Here is a 19,720-nt window from a genome sequence, read left to right as displayed (position 1 = left end):
GGGCCCTCCGGGCGCTTCCTTCGTTTCCGACTCTATCAGACTCTTTCGTGTCCGACTTCCTCGGCGCTTTCCAGGTTTCCGCTTTCGCGTTTCCCTTTCCGGCGATTCCGACTCTATCAGAAGCATTTCGGCCGAGCTAATCGGCTTCGTGTTTCGAATCAAATCAGAGATGACTCTTCGAGAATTCAATTCCCGGTGAGAGCGAGAGAGATACTAGCTAGTGCGCCCGAACTTGTCCAGTCCGGCGCAACCGTTTGAATCTACCTCCCCACGCCAACCGTGTCAACGGTTTTTGTGGGCGAAGAGGACAGTACCAGGTCAGAGGGGTCGTACGCACATCAGGCGGCAGTGGGCTGGGCCGCGCTACGGTCCGGTTCGTCGACGTCGCCCGTCTCGCCCTCGCGGACCGCTCGGCCGCCGAGCACGTAGACGTACACGAGAAATGCCAGCTCGGCGCCGATACCGATGGCGATGCGGGCCCAGGTGGGGAGGCCCGACGGCGTGACGAAGCCTTCGATCAGGCCGGAGACGAAGAGGACCAAGGCCAGGCCGATGGCCATACCCAGGGCCGCGCGGCCTTCCTCGGCGAGTGCGTCGCGGCGCGTGCGCGGGCCGGGGTCGATCACCGTCCAACCAAGGCGTAGCCCTGTACCCGCCGCTACGAAGACGGCGGTGAGTTCGAGAAGGCCGTGTGGGAGGACCAGGCCGAGGAAGGTGTCCAGGCGGCCGGCCGAGGACATGAGGCCGATGCCCACGCCCAGGTTCAGCATGTTGGAGAACAGGACCCAGAGGACCGGGAGGCCCAGGAAGGCGCCCAGGACCAGGCACATCGCGGCTGCCTGCGCGTTGTTCGTCCAGACCTGGGCCGCGAAGGAGGCCGCGGGGTGGCTTGAGTAGTACGTCTCGTACTCACCACCAGGGCGCGTCATGTCCCTGAGCGTCTCCGGAGCGGCGATCGACGACTGGACCTCGGGGTGGGTGCCGATCCACCAACCGATGATCGCGGCCAGGGCGGTCGAGAGCAGGGCCGCCGGAATCCACCATCTACGCGCGCGATAGACGGCTGCCGGGAATCCGGCGGTGAGGAAGCGCGCGGCGTCGCGCCAGGAGGCGCGGCGGGTGCCGGTCACCGTGGCGCGGGCACGTGCGACGAGCTGGGTGAGACGGGCCGTGAGCTGCGGGTCCGGCGTCGAGGACTGTATTTGCGAGAGGTGTGTCGAGGTGCGCTGGTAGAGGGCGACGAGTTCGTCGGCCTCGGCGCCGGTCAGGCGGCGGCCGCGGCGCAGCAGCTGGTCGAGTCGGTCCCACTCGGGATGGTGGGCGGTGACGAAGACGTCGAGGTCCATGGTCGGCTACTGCTCCAGGCACTGGGTGCGTACGGTCCGTACTACTGCGGCGCGCTGCAGGCCAGCTTGGCAGACTGAGGTTTTCGAGGGTCGGGGAAGGTCGCCGCTTCGGCGACCTCTGTAAAGAAGCGTCGCTTCGGCGGCGTCGGTGAAGGGTGGACAACGGTGAGTGCGCTGGTCACGGGGGATGCCGTCGTGCTGGGGCTGCGGCCCGCTCGACTGCCCAGTCGCGCGCTCGCTCTCCTCATCGACATGGTGGTGGCCTGGGCCGCCTACTTGATCGTGTCTTTCGCACTGTTGCTGGCGACCGCGTCGCTCGACGATGCCGCGCAGGCGGCGATAGCCGTCGCCCTGTTCGTCCTCGTACTCGTCGGAGCGCCCATAGCGGTCGAGACGCTGACGCACGGGCGCTCCTTGGGGAAGGCCGCGTGCGGCCTGCGGGTGGTGCGCGACGACGGCGGGCCGATCCGCTTCCGGCACGCGCTCGTGCGCGGGGCCATGGGAGTCGTGGAGATCCTGCTGACCTTCGGGGTCGTCGCCTGCATCGCGTCGCTGGTTTCGGAGCGCGGGCGGCGGATCGGGGACGTGTTCGCAGGGACCCTGGTCGTACGGGAAAGGGTGCCCGCCGGGCGGGCCGCGTCCATACCGCCTCCGCCGCCCTGGCTGATGGGACGTTTCGCCGGGCTCGATCTGTCGGCGGTGCCGGACGCGCTGTGGCTGGCGATACGGCAGTACCTGACGCGGATGGGGCAGCTCGACGCACAGGTGAGCTGGACGATGGCGACCCGGCTGGCGGACGACCTGGTGGCGCGGACGGGGGCGCCTGCGCCGGAGGGCGTGCCTCCGGCCGCGTATCTGGCGGCGGTCATGGCCGAGCGGCAGTCGCGGGACGCGCGGCGGGCGTTCGGGGCGGCGCACGCGAGTTGGGGTGGCGGTGGCGCCGCTGGAGTGAGTGCTTCCGCTACGGCGATGGGCGGGACGCCGGCGGCGGGGTCTGCCGTACCGGGCCCCCTCGACAAGGCGGGCATCCCTGCCGCGCCTTGCTGGACCGCCGCTCCCCCGCGTACAGCCTCCGCCCCCTCGGCGCCCACGACTGGGTCCGAGCCGGATTCGCCGCCTGCCACGGGCTTCGCGCCGCCTGCCTGAACCACCCACCGGGTACTTCGGGGACACCCAGCCCGACTGGCCGACGCGTCCACTTCCGAACTGCCTAGGGTGCCCAGGCCGACGGCGGGCTTTCGAGGGATTCGAGCTCGATTCCGGGAGCCGCGAGGACCACGTCACCGGCGATGTGCACGACGTGCTGTTCACCCGTGTCCAGGGCGCTGACCTGGTACTCGTCCACGGTCAGGGGGCCGTTGTCAGTGGCGTGCGCTTCACTGTTCACCAAGGCCCAGGACTGGTCGAGGGTGCGGGGGGCGAGGACCGGGTCGGTGAAGGCGACGAGGCGTACGCGGGTCGCGGGGGAACCGGGGGTGAGGCGGAGCAGACGTGACGTGGCGATGAGGAATGCCGGGGACGTGCCGGTGAAGGCGTGGGCGGGGACGTTGCCTTCGGTGGCATGAGTGCCGGTGGGGTCGGTGCGGACCCAGGTGACGCCGTCGAGGGCGGCACCGCGCACCTGCCAGTTGCCGGCGTGCAGTTCGAGGCGGATGGGGCGGCCAAGGTCGTCGAGGGCGAGGTCGACGGAGCCGGCGGGGTCGCCGGAGGGGGTGGTGGTCTGGGAGACGTAGCGCCAGCCGGAGGGGCCGGGCGCGCAGTGGAAGTGTTCTTCGCCGAGGGGGGTGTGATCGTGCGGATCGTGAAGCGAATACCGGCCGCGGGGCATGGGGTCCTGTGGTCCTCGGGGGCGTAGGGGTGGACCGTTGTACTGAGCGGGGTACGGGGCAGGCCCCCGGCACGGGGGTCCGGGGGCCTGCCTTGTACCACTGCTCTCGGTACGACTCTCGGTGCGACGTTCTCGTTACCGCGGCTGGTGGGTCCGCAGGCTGAGCCGATCAGTCGAGTCCGTCAGCCGAGTCGGTCGGTCGAGTCCGTCCGTTACGGAATCAGTAGCGGTAGTGGTCCGGCTTGAACGGGCCCTCGACCTCGACGCCGATGTACGCGGCCTGCTCGGGGCGGAGCGTCGTGAGCTTCACGCCGAGCGAGTCGAGGTGGAGGCGGGCGACCTTCTCGTCGAGGTGCTTGGGCAGCACGTAGACGTCGGTCGGGTACTCCTCGGGCTTGGTGAACAGCTCGATCTGGGCCAGGGTCTGGTCCGCGAACGAGTTGGACATCACGAACGACGGGTGGCCAGTCGCGTTGCCCAGGTTCAGCAGGCGGCCCTCGGAGAGGACGATGAGGACCTTGCCGTCGGGGAACGTCCAGGTGTGGACCTGCGGCTTGACCTCGTCCTTGACGACGCCGGGGATCTTGGCCAGGCCGGCCATGTCGATCTCGTTGTCGAAGTGGCCGATGTTGCCGACGATCGCCTGGTGCTTCATCTTGGCCATGTCCGCGGCCATGATGATGTCCTTGTTGCCCGTCGTGGTGACGAAGATGTCGGCCTTGTCGACCACCTCGTCGAGCGTGGTGACCTGGTAGCCGTCCATCGCCGCCTGCAGGGCGCAGATCGGGTCGATCTCGGTGATGATCACTCGGGCGCCCTGGCCGCGCAGGGACTCCGCGCAGCCCTTGCCGACGTCGCCGTAGCCGCAGACGACGGCGGTCTTGCCGCCGATGAGGACGTCGGTGGCGCGGTTGATGCCGTCGATCAGGGAGTGGCGGCAGCCGTACTTGTTGTCGAACTTCGACTTGGTGACCGCGTCGTTGACGTTGATCGCCGGGAAGAGGAGGGTGCCGTCGCGGTGCATCTCGTACAGACGGTGGACACCGGTCGTGGTCTCCTCGGTGACACCGCGGATCTCGGACGCCAGCTGGGTCCACTTCTGCGGGTTCTCGGAGAGGGTGCGGTTCAGCAGGGTGAGGATGTAGCCGTACTCCTCGCTGTCCGCGGTGGACGGGTCCGGGGCCGCGCCGGCCTTCTCGAACTCGACGCCCTTGTGGACCAGGAGCGTGGCGTCACCGCCGTCGTCCAGGATCATGTTCGGGCCGCCGGTCGGGGAGTTCGGCCACGTGAGGGCCTGCTCCGTGCACCACCAGTACTCCTCGAGGGTCTCGCCCTTCCAGGCGAAGACCGGGACGCCCTGGGGGTTCTCGGGGGTGCCGTTCGGGCCGACCGCGATGGCGGCGGCGGCGTGGTCCTGGGTGGAGAAGATGTTGCAGGAGGCCCAGCGGACCTCGGCGCCGAGGGCGACGAGGGTCTCGATCAGGACGGCGGTCTGCACCGTCATGTGCAGGGAGCCGGTGACCCGGGCGCCGGCGAGCGGCTGGGTGGCGGCGTACTCCTTGCGGATCGACATCAGGCCGGGCATCTCGTGCTCGGCGAGGGTGATCTCCTTGCGCCCGAAGGCGGCGAGGGAGAGGTCGGCGACCTTGAAGTCCTGGCCGGCGTCGACAGTCGTCATGGCGAGCTGCTCCTCGTGAGTGGGTCGAGGGTGGGTACGGAAGGTCTGCGGGCACGCCTGGGCACGGCGACGGCCACGCGGACACCAGCGGGTGCCCGGGCGGACATCGCGATGTCCGGGTGGACACCGGAGTGTCCGTGGGCACCAAGCGGTGCCCGTCGCGCTCACAGCGCAGTCCGTCGGAGGCCCTCTCTCCCTCGGCCGGTGCGCGTGGCGTACCGACCGACCGCCATCAGCAGCGACGTCTGGCTCTGGTCACGAATCTACACCGATCGGCCCAGCCGCCCCCAGCCCGTCCCGGATGGCGAGGTGGCGAAGTTCAGGGTCGAGAGCCTTACCAAAGAGGGCCTTTCGGGACTTCTGATGCGGTCGGCGCCTGGTGCAGGATGCAGGGGGAACGGGGACACCCGCCCGAAGCGTCTGCGCGACGGAGCGCGATGCGGGAAGCGTTAGGAGAGCCACGTGACGAGTCCGGCGAACGAGCGGCGGAAGGTGAAGCTGCTCGCGGTGACCGCGTGCCCGACCGGCATCGCCCACACCTATATGGCGGCCGAGAAGCTGGCACAGGCGGCGGAGGCCCTCGGCGTCGAGATGAAGGTGGAGACGCAAGGCTCCATAGGGGCTGAAAATGTTCTCTCTGACAACGATGTCAGAGGCGCCGACGGCATCATCATCGCGGCCGACAAGGACGTCGACCTCAGTCGGTTCGTGGGGAAGAACGTGCTGGTCGTCGGCGTGGCGGAGGGCATCCGCCATCCGGAACGGCTGATCGAGCAGGTCCACAGCGCGCCGGTGCATTCGGGCGGCGACGGAGGCGGGGCCGGGGGTGCCGTGGCGCCGGGTGCCGGGGGCGGCAAGGAGCGGAGCGTCACGTACAAGGCGCTGATGAACGGTGTCTCGTACATGATCCCGTTCGTGGTGGTGGGCGGGCTGCTCATCGCGATCTCGCTGGCGCTGGGCGGGCACACCGACGCCAAGGGCGGTCTGGTGATCCCGGACGGCTCGTTCTGGATGCACGTCAACCAGATCGGGGTCATCGGGTTCACGCTGATGGTGCCGATCCTGTCCGGCTACATCGCGTACGCCATCGGGGATCGGCCCGCGCTGGTGCCGGGCATGATCGGCGGCTGGATAGCCAACACCGGTTCGCTGTACGACTCGAAGGCCGGGGCGGGTTTCATCGGGGCGATCGTGACCGGCTTCCTCGCCGGGTACCTGGTCCTGTGGATCAAGAAGGCCAGGGTTCCGAAGTTCGTCCAGCCGATCATGCCGATCATCGTGATCCCGATCGTGGCGACAACGGCGCTCGGGCTGTTCTTCATCTATGTGATCGGGAAGCCGATCTCCTGGGTGTTCACGCACCTCACCGACTGGCTCGGCGGGATGACCGGGACAAGTGCGATCCTGCTGGGCGCGATTCTCGGGCTGATGATCGCGTTCGACATGGGCGGGCCGGTCAACAAGACGGCGTTCCTGTTCGGCGCGGGACTGATCGCGACCGGGAACCAGAGCGTGATGGGCATGTGCGCGGCGGCCATTCCCGTCATGCCGCTGGGGCAGGGGCTCGCGACGCTGCTGCGGCGCAAGTACTACTCCGAGCAGGAGCGCGAGACCGGTATGGCCGCGCTGTTCATGGGCATGTTCGGAATTTCGGAGGGCGCCATTCCGTTCGCGGCGGCCCGGCCGGCACAGGTCATCCCGGCGAACATGCTGGGCGGCGCGGTCGCGGGTGCGGTCGCGGGGCTGGCGAGCGTGAAGGACGCGGTGCCGCACGGCGGCCCGATCGTGGCGGTGCTCGGGGCCGTCGGTGGCGTACCGATGTTCTTCCTGGCGGTGGCGGTGGGCACGGTGGTGACGGCGGTGACCACCAATGGGCTGATCGGTATCAAGGATCGGCGGCGCATGGCCGTGAGCGTTGCGGGTGTGGGGATGGCACCGGCCTCAGGTGCGGTGATGGCCGACGACCGCGTTCCGGTCGGGGTGGCTCCGGTGGCAGCCTCTGTCGCCGCCACGACTCCGGACCGTGCTGGGGGCGGATCCGGCACGGGCGGTGTCGGCGGGTCTCCTGATGAACGCCCCGGCGGCTCCAGGAGTTCCAGCCGATCCCACACCCCCGAAAACTCCGGCGACTCCCGCGAAGTCCTCTCCGGCTACCTCACCCAGGACACCGTGAAGGTCGCCCTGGCGGCGGGCGAGAAGGAGGCCGCGATCCGGGAGATGGCCGAGCTGCTGGCCCGTACCGGCAACGTACGGGACGTCGACGAGCTCGTACGGGTCGCGTTGGCGCGTGAGGCGCAGGGCACGACCGGGCTCGGTGAGGAGATCGCGATTCCGCATGCCAAGACGGATGCGGTGGCGGCGCCGACCGTGGGGTTCGCCCGGTCCGCCGAGGGGATCGAATGGGGCGCCCTGGACGGGACGAAGGCCAAGCTGATCTTCATGATCTCGGTGCCGGAGGCGGCGGCCGGGGACGAGCACCTGCGGATCCTGTCGCTGCTCTCGCGCAAGCTCATGGACACGGAGTTCCGGGCTCGGCTGGCGGACGCGCCGGATGAGGCGGCCGTACTCGCGGTGCTGGGCGAGGTCCAGTAGACGTGTGGGCGGGGCGGGATTTCTCTCCCGCCCCGCCCACACTCGCCCCTCAGAGCCTCAGCCCCTCACCTGCTTCGCAGGTAACAAAGCCGCTCGCTCAGCCCCGTAATCAGCACTCCGTGCTCAGTGCCCCGTCCCGCCCGGCGTAGCCGCCGGGTCCGGGCCCGCCGCGGCTTCCGCCGCGCTGTAGATGTCCGGCTCCAGGTAGATCACCCGGGCGATCGGAACCGCCTCGCGGACGCGCGCCTCGGCCGCGTTGATGGCGTGGGCGACCTCTGCCGCCGTGTCGTCGTGCTGGACCGCGATCTTGGCCGCGACCAGCAGCTCCTCCGGGCCCAGGTGAAGCGTACGCATGTGGATGACGGAGGTGACCGTGTCGCCGTCGACGATCGCCGTACGGATCTTCGCCACCTCCTCCGTACCAGCGGCCTCGCCCAGGAGGAGCGACTTCGTCTCGACGGCCAGGATGAGGGCGATCAGGATCAGCAGCGCGCCGATGCACAGGGTGCCGATGCCGTCCCAGACACCGTCGCCGGTGCCCAGCGCGAGGCCCACGCCGCCGAGGGCGAGGACGAGTCCGATCAGGGCGCCCGCGTCCTCGAGGAGGACCACGGGAAGCTCGGGGGCCTTCGCCCGGCGCACGAACTGCGACCAGGAGAGCGAGCCCCGCGTCTCGTTCGACTCCTTGATGGCCGTGCGGAAGGAGAAGCCCTCGGCGATGATCGCGAAGACCAGGACGCCGACGGGCCAGTACCAGGCCTCGATCTCGTGCGGGTGCTTGACCTTCTCGTAGCCCTCGTAGAGGGCGAACATGCCACCCACCGAGAACAGCACGATCGAGACCAGGAAGGCGTAGATGTAGCGCTCCCGGCCGTACCCGAAGGGGTGTTGGGGCGTCGCCTCACGCTGTGCCTTCTTGCCGCCGAGCAGCAGCAGGCCCTGGTTGCCCGAGTCGGCCAGCGAGTGGACGCTCTCCGCGAGCATCGACGACGAACCGCTGAAGAGGAACGCCACGAACTTGGCTGCCGCGATCGCGAGGTTGGCGCCGAGCGCCGCCACGATCGCCTTGGTTCCGCCTGACGCACTCATACGTGCACGTGTTCCCTTCGTCGGTGTCGCGGCCGCCCGGGTGCCGCCATACGGCCGCACATTGTTGCATCAGGCCACGACGGTGGCGCGAAAAGCAGTGCCCGTTCCGGACAGTTCGGCCTTTTCGCCCGCCCGGACGAAGCCCGCCTGGCCCGGGGCGAGCCGCAGGTCACCGAGCTCCACCGCACCCGCAGTGCACAGGACGATCTGCGGGGTCCCAGCCGTCAGGTCTGTCGGTGCAGCGCCCTCCGCGCGTACGAAACGGGACAGGCGGAACTCGTCGATCGGGGTGTCGTAGAGCTCTTCGCCCGTCTCCGACGCCTCGGGGCGCAGCACGCCCGGGTCGTTGGCCTCGAAACGGACGATCCGGAGGAGTTCGGGGACGTCTACGTGCTTGGGGGTCAGACCGCAGCGCAGCACGTTGTCCGAGTTGGCCATGATCTCCACGCCCATGCCGCTCAGATACGCGTGCGGGACGCCGGCGCCGAGGAACAGGGCCTCGCCGGGCTGGAGTTGGACGTAGTTGAGCAGCATGGCCGCGATGACGCCGGGGTCGCCCGGGTAGTGGTGGGCGAGCGAGGCGTAGGCGCGGTAGGCGTCGCCGCCGAGGCGCTCGCAGGCGGCCGCGGCCTCGGTCACCGTCGCCGCCATCTCCTGCGGATCGGCGGTCAGTACGGCCGTGAGGACCTCGCGCAGCGCGGCGTCCTCGGGGTGGGCGTGCAGAAGGTCCACGTACGGCTTGAGGGAGTCCACGTCGAGCGCGGCGAGAAGTTCCGCGGATTCTTCCGGAGCCCGGAACCCGCACAGGCCTTCGAACGTTGTCAGGGCACAGATCAGTTCGGGCTTGTGATTGGCGTCCTTGTAATTGCGATGCGGGGCGCCGAGCGGAACGCCCGCGCTTTCCTCGTCCGCGTAACCCCGCTGCGCCTGGGCGAGATTGGGATGCACCTGAAGCGAGAGGGGGGCGCCTGCCGCCAGCAATTTGAGAAGAAAAGGAAGACGGGGGCCGAATTTCGCGACGGCCGCGTCACCGAGCTCCGCCGTCGGGTCCGCTGCGATGACGTCGGAGAGCGGAGTCCCGCCCGCACCCCGGTCGATACGGGACGGGGCGCCCGGATGCGCACCCATCCACATCTCGGCCTGCGGCTCGCCGGTGGGGGCGGTGCCGAGCAGTTCCGGGATCAGCGTCGTGGAGCCCCAGGCATAGGGGCGCACGGTGTTGGCGAGACGGTCCATGGTTCGCGTGGTCTCTTTCGCGTGGTCTCGTACGGGTTCGGTCGCCGCGTGCTCCGGCCGCCGCAGCAACTGTCGCAGGTGTCGTCCATCGGGCACCGGAGTCCTCGGTGATGTCGTCGCTGATGTCCTCGGCCACCGGCCGCTTCGGCATCGGGCCGCACCGGCGGTGCCCTACGTCGGGGGCGGCGTCGATGCGAGGGCGAGGTAGGCGGTCGCGAAGTCCGTGAGGGCGAGGAGTTCCGCCAGGCACTCCAGCTCCGTGCCCTCCTCCGGCTCCAGTTCGCTGATCTGCGCCTCGTGGCTCAGGGCGAGTTCGCGCGCGGCCGGGGCGGCGGAGAGGCCGCCCGCCGGGCGGTCGCGCAGCAGGACGACCCGGGCGTGCAGCGCCGCGGGCTCGTCCACCCGGTCGCGGAAGAAGTCGTCCGGGTCGGCGCCTTCCCCGAGCGAGCCCGCGAGCAGGATGCCGTGCGACGCCAGCGTCTCCGGCAGCTCGCCCGCGAGGGCGGGGCGGCCCGCGAGCTCGGCCAGTACGGTCGCGAAGCGGCGGCCCGCCGGGGCGGCGCCCTCGCCCTCCGTCCAGACGAGGGGGAGCGAGTCGGCGAGCTCCGTCGCGAGGGTCTTCGCCGGGTTGCTGTAGGTGGCGATGGCCGGGCCGCAGCGTTCCGCGGTGCGGTCGAGGCGGTCGGCGATCTTCTCCAGCGTCTCCGGAGGAGCGGCGATCAGGCCCAGCCGGTCGAGCAGGGCCAGGATGGGGGTGAACAGCGCCCACAGCGCGCTCGGGGAGGCGGCCGGGGTCGTCCCGTCCTCGTACAGCTCGTGCGGGGCCGTCGCCAGCGGCACCACCAAGCCGTGCACCCCGTCGACGGCCTCGGAGAGCGGGGAGCCCTTCGGGGCGACGGCCACGACCGTGCAGCCCCGGCGGTAGGCCTGCTCCGCCAGGAGCGCCAGGCCGGGCTCGCTGCCGTCCGTGGTGGTGATGAGCAGGAGGTCGACCGAGCCCGCCCAGCCTGGGAGGTTCCAGCGCAGGGCGCCCGCCGCGGCGGCCACCCCGGTCGAGACGAGCCGGGCGACCGGCGCGGAGGCTCCGGCCAGCGCCGTGACCAGGTCGGCCACGCCCTCGGCCGCGGTGCCGGGGCCCGCGACGAGCACGGCCCGGGGGCGGCCCTCGGGCTGCAGCTCCGCGATGCCCGCCTCGACGGCGTGCCGGGCGGCGGTACGGACGCGGGCGCCGGCTTCGGCGGCTCCGCGCAGCAGACCGCGGCGGTCCGCGCGGGCCAGGGCTTCCGGCGCGTCGAGCAGCGACTCATCGAGCATGTGCGGCGGCCTCCGGGGCGATCGGGGTTCCGGGTCACTCGGGTTCCCGGCTGTGCGCCGGGCGGGCTCCGCGGGACGGGGTCCGCGCGGGGCGGGGTTACGCCGGGCGGCGGGCCTCGTCCACGAGGAGCACCGGGATGCCGTCGCGGACCGGGTACGCGAGGCCGCAGTCCGCGCCGGTGCAGACCAGCTCGGGCGTCTCCTCGGCCGTGGCGTCCTTGAGCGGGGCGTGGCACGCGGGGCAGGCGAGGATGTCGAGGAGGCCGGCTTCGAGCGGCATGGGGGTCCTTCCGGAACGTCTTCGTCGTCTTCGTGTACGTGGATCGGGTGCCTGGATCAGGCCTTGTCACCCTACCGCCGGGGTGCGGTGCGGGCTTCCCGGGTGGCACGGCCGGACCGGTGGCGGCGGACGCCCGGCACCGGTCCGCGGGGCCTCCGATGCCGGGCCCCGGCCGTGTGGTGCGGGACTACGCCCGTACCAGCGCCAGGACCTCGTCCCGCAGCTTCGCCATCGTCGGTTCGTCGCGCGCCTCGACGTTCAGCCGCAGGAGGGGCTCGGTGTTGGAGGGGCGCAGGTTGAACCACCAGTCGGCCGTGGCGACGGTGAGGCCGTCCAGCTCGTCCATGGTGACGCCCTGCCGCGTCGCGAAGGCCGCGCGGACCGCCTCCGTGCGGGCGGTCTGGTCGGTCACCGTCGAGTTGATCTCGCCCGAGCCCGCGTAGCGGTCGTACGCCGCCAGCAGACGGGAGAGCGGGGCCCCCTGGGTGCCCAGGGCGGCCAGGACGTGCAGGGCCGCCAGCATGCCGGTGTCGGCGTTCCAGAAGTCCTTGAAGTAGTAGTGCGCGGAGTGCTCGCCGCCGAAGATCGCGCCCGAGCGCGCCATCTCCTCCTTGATGAACGAGTGGCCGACCCGGGTGCGGACGGGGGTGCCGCCGTTCTCGCGGACGACCTCCGGGACCGACCAGGACGTGATCAGGTTGTGGATGACCGTGCCGCCCGGGTGCTTGGCCAGCTCACGGGCCGCCACCAGTGCGGTCACGGCGGACGGGGAGACGCCCTCGCCGCGCTCGTCCACCACGAAGCAGCGGTCGGCGTCGCCGTCGAAGGCGATGCCCAGGTCGGCGCCCTCGGCGCGGACGCGCTCCTGGAGGTCGACGATGTTGGCCGGGTCGAGGGGGTTGGCCTCGTGGTTGGGGAAGGTGCCGTCGAGCTCGAAGTACATCGGCACCAGCGTCAGCGGCAGACCGTCGAAGACGGTGGGGACGGTGTGGCCGCCCATCCCGTTGCCCGCGTCCACGACGACCTTGAGGGGGCGGATGCCGGAGACGTCGACCAGGGACTTGAGGTGGGCGGCGTAGTCCGCGAGCGTGTCTTGCTCGTCGAGCGTGCCGATCGTCGCCGCCGCTTCCGGAGCGCCCGACTCCGACCAGGCCTCGACCAGGGCGCGGATGTCGGCGAGGCCGGTGTCCTGGCCGACCGGGGCGGCGCCCGCGCGACAGAGCTTGATGCCGTTGTACTGGGCCGGGTTGTGGGACGCCGTGAACATGGCGCCGGGCATGTTCAGCTTCCCCGACGCGTAGTACAGCTGGTCCGTGGAGCACAGGCCGATCAGCGTGACGTCCGCGCCCTGGCGGGCCGCGCCGCGCGCGAACGCCGCCGACAGGCCGGGCGAGGAGGGGCGCATGTCGTGCCCGACCACGATCGCGTCGGCGCCCACCACCTGCACGAATGCCGCCCCGAACAGCTCTGCCAGGGACTCGTCCCACTGATCCGGCACCACCCCGCGGACGTCGTACGCCTTCACGATCTGCGACAGATCAGCAGCCACGGCCCAACCCTTCTGAAGTCACCTGCGGAGACATGCGGCCCCCTGGACCGAGGCTACCGGCTGGGGCTGTCGGGGCCGCGGTGCCTGTGGACAACGTGATGCCCGGGGACGGCGCGGGGGCTGTGGAGCGCGCGGTGCTCGTGAAGAGTTCCGGAGCGCTCGGTCCCTCAGGGCTCCGGGGAGCGCAGTACCCGGAGGTGGCCTCGGCGGGCCACCTCCATGGGGTCGGCCGCGCGGGCGCCGCCGGCCTCGGCGGCGCGGTCGTGGGGGCGGGCCGCTTCCCGTACCGCGTTGGCAAGCGCTTCCAGGTCGTCGCCGCTGGGGCGGCCCGGAGCGGACGCGTCGGTGAGGCGGACGACCTCCCAGCCGCGGGGCGCGGTGAGGCGCTCGCTGTGCTCGGCGCACAGGTCGTAGCAGTGGGGCTCGGCGTAGGTGGCGAGCGGGCCGAGGACTGCGGTCGAGTCCGCGTAGACGTACGTCAGTGTCGCGACGGCAGGGCGGCCGCACGCAGTGCGCGAACAGCGACGTACAGGGCTCACGACGTTGGACGGTACCGCACTCTTGAGCGGGCCGCGACGACTCTCCACCGGGTCACTCCACCGTGTCGCGGTGTGAGCTCGGGCACAGCGGCCCCGTGAGCAACTGGGCTGACCTGCACGGGAAGAGGGCCGCACGGTCCGTGACGGGGCTGTTCACGTTCCGTACTTGAGAATCTTCCGGTCAAACGTCGCAAAAACCACTGTCTCGTATGGGCCGGTAATCGCTCTCAAGCGAGAGGGAAACGGTCATCCCGCGACATGCCGCGGAACGGGCCGCCGCCGCGATCGCGCGGCGCTCCGGAGGGCTACGCTGCGTCAGTGATGGACAGTTCCAGTTCCGGCATCGGCACCGGCCCCGACTCCGTACCGACCGGCCCGCGGCCGCGCCGCCGCGACCGGCACGGCAGGGGCATGCGCGGACCAGTGGCGCCGCCCCAGGTGCCGCTCTCGGCGAGCCGCGCGGAGAGCTTCCGCGATCTGGTGCGGGACTCGGTGGAGCGGCTGGAGCGGCGCTGGCCGCAGCTGGCCGACGTCGACTTCCTCGTCTCGGACGTGCCGCTGCCCGAGTCCGACGAGGACGGGTGGAGCGACGAGGCCGTGCCGCTGGGGCGCGCGCTGCCCGCCTCCAAGGGCTCGCCCGCGCGGATCGTCGTCTACCGGCGGCCCGTCGAGATCCGCACCAAGAGCCGGGACGAGCGGGCCCTGCTCGTCCACGAGGTCGTGGTCGAGCAGGTCGCCGAACTCCTCGGCCTCGCACCGGAGTCGGTCGATCCCCGCTACGGGCAGGACTGAACAGGGCTGAACAGGGCTGATACGGACAGGACCGAACCTGATCGGACCGAACCTGATCCGTTCTCAGTCGTCCAGTACCGACAGGTCCTGCTGCGCCGCCGGGACCGCCACCGTCCCCTTGTCGTCGGGGAGCGTCTGCACGGTGAACATCGGGATGCCGTCCTGCGGCAGCGCCAAAGTCCGGGAGGCGTAGAGGGGGCCGCTGCCCGGCTGGGTCTCGACCGTCAGCGCGTACGAGCCCTTGAGCCCGGACGGGATGGGCGGCTCCACCGCCAGCGTGGTGCCCGCCTTCACGGTGTACGTCTTGGTCTGCGGCTCGCCGCCCTCGGTGCCGGGCGACGCGGTGACCTTGACCGTCGCGGCGGCGGTCGGCGCGGTGAACGCCAGCGTCGAGCCCTTGGCCCGGTTGTCGGCGGCCGTGGACCGGTCACCGACCGCCGCGGTGGCCGGAATGTATGCGGTCTCCTGCTTGTCACCCGTGCCGCGCACTACGCGCAGCGCCGCCACGATGGGCGTTTTTCCGCCATCCGAAGTCGGGGCGAGCAACAGGGAACCCGCCTCACCCCTCGTAACGTTCTTCAGATCGAAGGACGCCGTCATCCCCGACTTCACGTGGACGGTGTCCAGACCAGCAGGGGTGAAGCTGCCGCTCGCACCGGCGAGGCGCACCTTGAGATCGGCGTCGTCGGCGCCCTTGGCATACACCACGAGGCGTACGTCGGTGGCGTCGCCCGGGATGCCCGGGATGACCTGGCTCGCCGCCGGGTCGGCCGACGCGGCCAGCCAGTCCGCGCCCGCCTTCGCGTCCGATGCCTGCACGACCGCCCCGACCCGTCCGGAGCGGGTCGTGACGTGAACGGTCAGGTCATCGGTCGCCGCCGAGGTCAACGTTGACAACAGAACAGGGACGCTGGATTTCGCGGGGACCGTAATGCCCTCCCCCACCTCCGACTTGATGGCGCCGTCCTTGCCGAACAGCTCGATGTCGGCGACCGCCGCGGTGTCGTCGGGGTTCGTCAGATGGACGTAGTCCTGACGGGTCTTGGCGGTGGAGGCGCCGGGGAACCAGAAGTCGGTGTCGGGTTCGGTGCAGCGGGTGCCGAGCACCGCGCGCGAGTCGCCCGCCGAGACCACCGTGGTCTGCTGCGCCGCCCAGCCGGGCGCCAGCGGGCCGTCGGCGGACCCGGCGAGCGCGGGTGCGTCGGAGCCGTCCGCCGTGGCCGACGCGGGCTTGCCGGGCTCCTTGAGGGTGATGACCGCCTTGTTGGGGTCGGGCTTCTCGGGGGTCTTCCCCTTCTTGCCCTTCTTGTCCTTGTCCGACTTGTCGGTGGACTTGGCGGGGGTGCCGTCGGTGAGCGGGGTGACGGCGGGCTTCAGCACGGCGCTGCCGGCCGCGCCCGCCTTGGCGCCCGCGTCACCGCCCTTCGGGGTGTACGCGGTGTACGTGGTCTCCGCCAGGTCGGACAGGCTGGGCGCCGGGCACAGCAGGCTGGAGCGCTCCACGGGCAGCCGTGCCGGCCCCTTCGCGTCGGCCTTCGCCGAGTCGCCGCCCGGCGCGGTGACCGCCGCGAAGCCGGTGACGGCGGCGAGGGCGACGGCGGCCGCGATCAGGGAGAGGGTGCTGCGGTTCACTGGTGGCTCCCGTCGGGGCGGTGCGGCTGCTCGGTGTCGTGGCCCTGGCCGTCATGGCTCTGGCCGGGGATGCGGCCGTCCGCGCCCTGCCCCTGGTCCGGGGCGCCCGGCTCCCCGCCGTAGCCATAGCCGTAGGGGTCGTACGCGGGCTCCTGCGGCGGGTACTGCTGCTGTTGGTACGGGTCGTACTGCTGGTACTGCTGCTGGTACGGGTCGTACTGCTGCTGCGGGTACTCGGCGTTGGTGTACGCCGACTGGTCCCACTGTCCGTAGGACTGCTGCTGGGGCACCTCGGCGTACTGGGCGGTGGCGTACGGGTCGTGCTCGGGGGCCGGGGGCGCGGTGGCCGGCGGGGGCGGGAAGTCCTGCCCGGCCGGGTCCCCGGGCTCCGCGGACGGCTCGGCGCCGGCCGCCTCGGCCTCCGCCTGGGCGCGCAGGCGGCGGGCCCGGCGGCCCTCGCCGTCCCGGGCCGGGGGCAGCACCGGCTGCTCCTCCTCGGGCAGGTCGTCGTCGATCCGGCGGCGCCGGCCCGGCAGGGCGAGCACGACGAGCACCAGGGCGAGCAGTGACTGGGCCCAGATCCACGCGGTGTGGGTGAAGGGGGCGTCGTAGGTGATGTCCAGGCGGCCGCCGTCGGCGGGGAGTTGGAAGCCCTGGGCCCAGCCGTCGACGGTGGTCTTCTTCAGCGGCTTGCCGTCGAGGGTCGCGGTCCAGCCGGGCGCGGCCCGGTCGGCGAGCCGCAGGACGCGGTCCACCGGACCGGCCGGGATCTTGGTGTGGACGTCGACCTGGTCGGCGGCGACGGCCACCGGCTCGGCGCCCGACTGGGCGCCCGCGGGGGCAGCGGGCGGCACGATGACGGCGCGGGCGACCTGCCGGTCGACGCGCCACAGGGCGCTGCCGTCGAGCTGGCTCAGCCTGCTGAGGCCGGGGGTGGTGTCCAGGACCCGGCCGAAGGCGCGGGGCGCTCCGTCGCGTACCAGTACGTAGCGCACGGCGAAGCCGCTGAGCTGGGAGGACTGGTCGGCGCCGGAGCCGGCGACCAGGTTGGCGACGACCTTGTCCAGGCGCGGGTCGCTGCCGCCGGAGGCGGCGAGTTCGGCGTCGCCGAGGCGGCCGCCGGAGCCGCGGACCAGGGTGTAGGAGACCTTGGCGGCCGAGGTGCCGTCCAGGACGAGGGTGCGGGCCTGGTCGCGGGTGCCGCTCTCCTCCGCGACGAACGCGGGCACCTGGACCGGGTCGCGGCGCTCCAGCGGGCCGTCGGCGCCGCTCAGCATCCAGCCGCCCGCCGCGATCAGCGGAGCGGCCGCGGCGGCCAGGGCGATCAGCGCGGCGACCGGCTGGCGCCAGCCGAAGCCGTGGGCGGCGACGCGCTCCTTGGCGCCTTCGGCGCCGAGGACGGTGGCGGCGATCAGGGCGAGGCCGTAGACGAGGGTGGCCGGGCCCGCCCAGCCCTTGTTGTTGGAGAGGGCGGCGAAGAGGAAGCCGGTGAGGGCGACGGCCCAGGCGGTGCGGATCGCGAACTCCCGCTCGCCGCGCAGCAGTGCGGCGAGCGCAGCCAGCACGAAGCCGACCAGGAGCAGTCCGCCGACCGTCTTGGGGCCGCCGGGGTCGGCGCCGAGCAGGTCGAGTGCGGAGGCCGAGCCCTTGCCGTACTCCAGACCGGCCTCGCGGAAGAAGCCGGACGGGCCGGTGAGCAGGGTCAGCGACCAGGGGGCGAGGATCAGGAGGGGGGTGCCGACGGCGGCGAGGAAGCGCAGTCCGTGGGCGGTGATGTCGTCGCGGCGCAGCACCAGGACGACGGCTCCGAGGAGCACGGCGAGGGGCCAGACGACGGGGGTGAACGCCATGGCGACGGTGAGCAGCAGCGCGTACGTCCAGGTGGCGCGCCAGCTGCCGCGGCCCTCGCCGCGGAAACCGGCGGCGGTGATGCCCGCGCGGGCGATCAGCGGCAGGAGCACGGCGAGGACGGCGGTGCCCAGGCGGCCGGTGGCGAGGGCGCCGGTGGCCGCGGGCAGGAAGGCGTAGGCGACGGCCGCCCAGGCGCGCAGCAGGCGCGACTCGACGAGCGGGCGCGAGGCGAAGTAGGCGGTGAGTCCGGCCAGCGGGACCGAGCAGACCAGGAGGAGGGTGAGGGCGAAGCCGGTGGAGCCGAAGCAGAGGGCGGAGAGGGCGGCGATGGCCGCGAGGTAGGGCGGGGCGGTCTGGGTGCCGCCGGTGCCGACGGGGTGCCAGGCGTCCGCGTAGCGGCCCCACAGGTCGCCGACGCCCGAGGGCGCGGGCAGCAGGGCGCCGCCGGACAGGGCGCCGCCGCCGAGGAGTTCGCGGCAGGCGGCCAGCGAGATCACCAGGAGCAGGGCGAACAGGACGGGCGCGGGCTTGCGGGCGATCTTCTTCAGCCGCGCGAACTGCTCGATCTCCAGGAAGTCGGCGTCGTCGCCGCCGGGGCCGGACTCGACGGCGCCGTGCCGGGAGCCGCCGGTGTCCTCGGTCCCCGCGCCGAGGCTGGAGGCGACCTGCTCGACGGTGGCGCGGACGGTGGCGCCGGGCGGCGGGAAGAGCGGCCGCAGCTCGCTCGCCTCCACGCCGCTCTTGCCGCGCCTGCGGCGTCCGGCGAGGATCCGGCCGGGCCGCAGCAGGGTCGCGGACAGACCCATGATCTCGTCGACGGCCTGGCCGGGCGCCTTGCCCAGCAGGTAGGCGAGGGTGCGCAGCACGGTGCCGACGACGATGCGCAGGAAGACGTAGGGCAGTGCGGCGGGGCGCGAGTTGACGAGCATCGTGTAGACGGCACCCGCCTTGTCGACCCGGTGCGGGTCGACGGCGGAGCGGCCCGCGCAGTCGACGGTGCGGCGCTCGCGGGCGGCGGCCTCGGCGTGCCGTACGACGGCTTCGGGGGCGACGAGGACGGAGTGCCCGGCGGCGTGCGCGCGCCAGCACAGGTCGACGTCGTCGCGCATCAGCGGCAGCCGACGGTCGAAGCCGCCGAGCTCCTCCCACACGTCGCGGCGGATCAGCATGCCGGCGGAGGACACCGACAGGACCGGGCGGACCTGGTCGTGCTGGCCCTGGTCCTGCTCGCGGCGGTCCAGGCCGGTCCAGCGGCGGCCGCTGCGGGCGATGGAGACGCCCACTTCGAGCAGCTGCTTGCGGTCGTACCAGCCGCGGAGCTTGGGGCCGACGATCGCGGCGTAGGCGTCGGAGTCGGCGACGCGCAGCAGTTCGGCGAGGGCGTCGGGCTCGGGGGCGCAGTCGTCGTGCAGCAGCCAGAGCCACTGGACGGGCTCGCCGTGCGGCAGGTCGGGCAGGTCGTAGGTGTCGTCACGCCAGCTGCGCGAGACGGGGTCCCAGCCGCTGGGGCGCTTCAGATACGGCAGTTCCTCCGGGCCGAGCACCGGCGCGGCGCGGACGGCCTCGTCGACGGCGGCGCCGAAGCCGGTGCGGCGGGCGAGGTGCAGGACGCGCTCGTCGCCGAGGGCCTCGGTGACCAGGCGGGCGGAGTCGTCGGCGCTGCCGGTGTCGGCCGCGTACGCGCTCTGTACGGGGCGTTCCTGGCCGAGCAGGCCGGCGAGGGCGTCGGGCAGCCAGCGCGCGCCGTCGTGCGAGACGAGCACGGCGGTGACGACGTGTCTGGGGAACTCGGGGGTCGCGGCCTCGGAGTACGGGGCCGTCGACTGGCTGTGCACGGACATCGAGGTACGGGCCCCTCCGGCCGGGGTCCGGGGGTTGGGGGCCCCGGAGGCTGCTGTGCTGACTGGCAGCGCCCCACACTAATGGCTGGGGAACACGGCAGTCCGCCGCCTGCGGGGGCCGGATGGAGCCGGAGGGCGTCCGGACGGGGCCCG

At 71.9% G+C, this 19,720-nt stretch carries 14 protein-coding genes; 3 read left to right on the top strand and 11 right to left on the bottom strand.

Annotation, left to right across the window (positions count from 1 at the left end; genetic code table 11):
• Positions 1-338 precede the first annotated feature (338 nt).
• Entirely contained in the window at positions 339-1,346 is a 1,008-nt protein-coding gene (locus IE252_RS07025; protein WP_190088382.1) for a stage II sporulation protein M, read from the bottom strand.
• A 165-nt stretch (positions 1,347-1,511) separates the two neighbouring features.
• Here IE252_RS07025 and IE252_RS07020 point away from each other — a divergent pair, with 165 nt between their 5' ends.
• Positions 1,512-2,492 (top strand): RDD family protein, encoded by a 981-nt coding sequence (locus tag IE252_RS07020; RefSeq protein ID WP_190088381.1) that lies wholly within the window; start codon positions 1,512-1,514, stop codon positions 2,490-2,492.
• 64 nt (positions 2,493-2,556) lie between these two features.
• Here IE252_RS07020 and IE252_RS07015 read toward each other — a convergent pair whose 3' ends face one another.
• Positions 2,557-3,174 (bottom strand): hypothetical protein, encoded by a 618-nt coding sequence (locus IE252_RS07015; RefSeq protein WP_190088380.1) that lies wholly within the window; start codon positions 3,172-3,174, stop codon positions 2,557-2,559.
• A gap of 220 nt (positions 3,175-3,394) precedes the next feature.
• Complete coding sequence (gene ahcY, locus IE252_RS07010; protein WP_190088379.1) at positions 3,395-4,852, bottom strand: adenosylhomocysteinase; 1,458 nt, start codon at positions 4,850-4,852, stop codon at positions 3,395-3,397.
• A 507-nt stretch (positions 4,853-5,359) separates the two neighbouring features.
• Here ahcY and IE252_RS07005 point away from each other — a divergent pair.
• Entirely contained in the window at positions 5,360-7,444 is a 2,085-nt protein-coding gene (locus IE252_RS07005; RefSeq protein WP_308434518.1) for a fructose-specific PTS transporter subunit EIIC, read from the top strand.
• 123 nt (positions 7,445-7,567) lie between these two features.
• Here the strand turns inward: IE252_RS07005 and IE252_RS07000 are convergent, their stop codons facing one another.
• The 6 genes from IE252_RS07000 to IE252_RS06975 all read right to left on the bottom strand — a co-directional run bounded on the left by IE252_RS07000 (position 7,568) and on the right by IE252_RS06975 (position 13,499).
• Positions 7,568-8,533 (bottom strand): cation diffusion facilitator family transporter, encoded by a 966-nt coding sequence (locus tag IE252_RS07000; protein ID WP_190088378.1) that lies wholly within the window; start codon positions 8,531-8,533, stop codon positions 7,568-7,570.
• Between the two features lie 69 nt (positions 8,534-8,602).
• On the bottom strand, positions 8,603-9,769 hold the full coding sequence (gene manA / locus IE252_RS06995) for a mannose-6-phosphate isomerase, class I (protein ID WP_190088377.1): 1,167 nt from the start codon (positions 9,767-9,769) through the stop codon (positions 8,603-8,605).
• 171 nt (positions 9,770-9,940) lie between these two features.
• Positions 9,941-11,083: an SIS domain-containing protein gene (locus tag IE252_RS06990; RefSeq protein WP_190088376.1), complete on the bottom strand. Its 1,143-nt coding sequence runs from the start codon at positions 11,081-11,083 to the stop codon at positions 9,941-9,943.
• 97 nt (positions 11,084-11,180) lie between these two features.
• Positions 11,181-11,363 carry a Trm112 family protein gene (locus IE252_RS06985; RefSeq protein ID WP_067159781.1) on the bottom strand — a complete coding sequence of 61 codons (183 nt, stop codon included), beginning with the start codon at positions 11,361-11,363 and terminating at the stop codon, positions 11,181-11,183.
• 187 nt (positions 11,364-11,550) lie between these two features.
• Positions 11,551-12,912, bottom strand: coding sequence for a phosphomannomutase/phosphoglucomutase (locus IE252_RS06980; protein WP_190088375.1), 1,362 nt, complete (start codon positions 12,910-12,912; stop codon positions 11,551-11,553).
• Positions 12,913-13,079: 167 nt separating this feature from the next.
• On the bottom strand, positions 13,080-13,499 hold the full coding sequence (locus tag IE252_RS06975) for a DUF3499 domain-containing protein (RefSeq protein ID WP_190088374.1): 420 nt from the start codon (positions 13,497-13,499) through the stop codon (positions 13,080-13,082).
• Between the two features lie 273 nt (positions 13,500-13,772).
• Between IE252_RS06975 and IE252_RS06970 the strand changes: the two genes are divergently transcribed.
• Positions 13,773-14,243: a metallopeptidase family protein gene (locus IE252_RS06970; RefSeq protein ID WP_180357183.1), complete on the top strand. Its 471-nt coding sequence runs from the start codon at positions 13,773-13,775 to the stop codon at positions 14,241-14,243.
• A gap of 63 nt (positions 14,244-14,306) precedes the next feature.
• Here IE252_RS06970 and IE252_RS06965 read toward each other — a convergent pair whose 3' ends face one another.
• Positions 14,307-15,875 (bottom strand): DUF5719 family protein, encoded by a 1,569-nt coding sequence (locus IE252_RS06965; protein WP_190088372.1) that lies wholly within the window; start codon positions 15,873-15,875, stop codon positions 14,307-14,309.
• The gene (locus tag IE252_RS06960; RefSeq protein ID WP_190088371.1) at positions 15,872-19,567 is read right to left on the bottom strand and encodes a glycosyltransferase family 2 protein; all 3,696 of its coding nucleotides are present in this window, start codon (positions 19,565-19,567) and stop codon (positions 15,872-15,874) included. Before IE252_RS06960 ends, IE252_RS06965 begins: the two co-directional genes overlap by 4 nt.
• Positions 19,568-19,720 lie beyond the last annotated feature (153 nt).

It is taken from the genome of Streptomyces melanogenes (assembly GCF_014649795.1).
In the GTDB taxonomy this organism is placed as follows: Bacteria; Actinomycetota; Actinomycetes; order Streptomycetales; family Streptomycetaceae; genus Streptomyces; species Streptomyces noboritoensis.
This window is presented reverse-complemented; position numbering and strand designations above follow the sequence as displayed.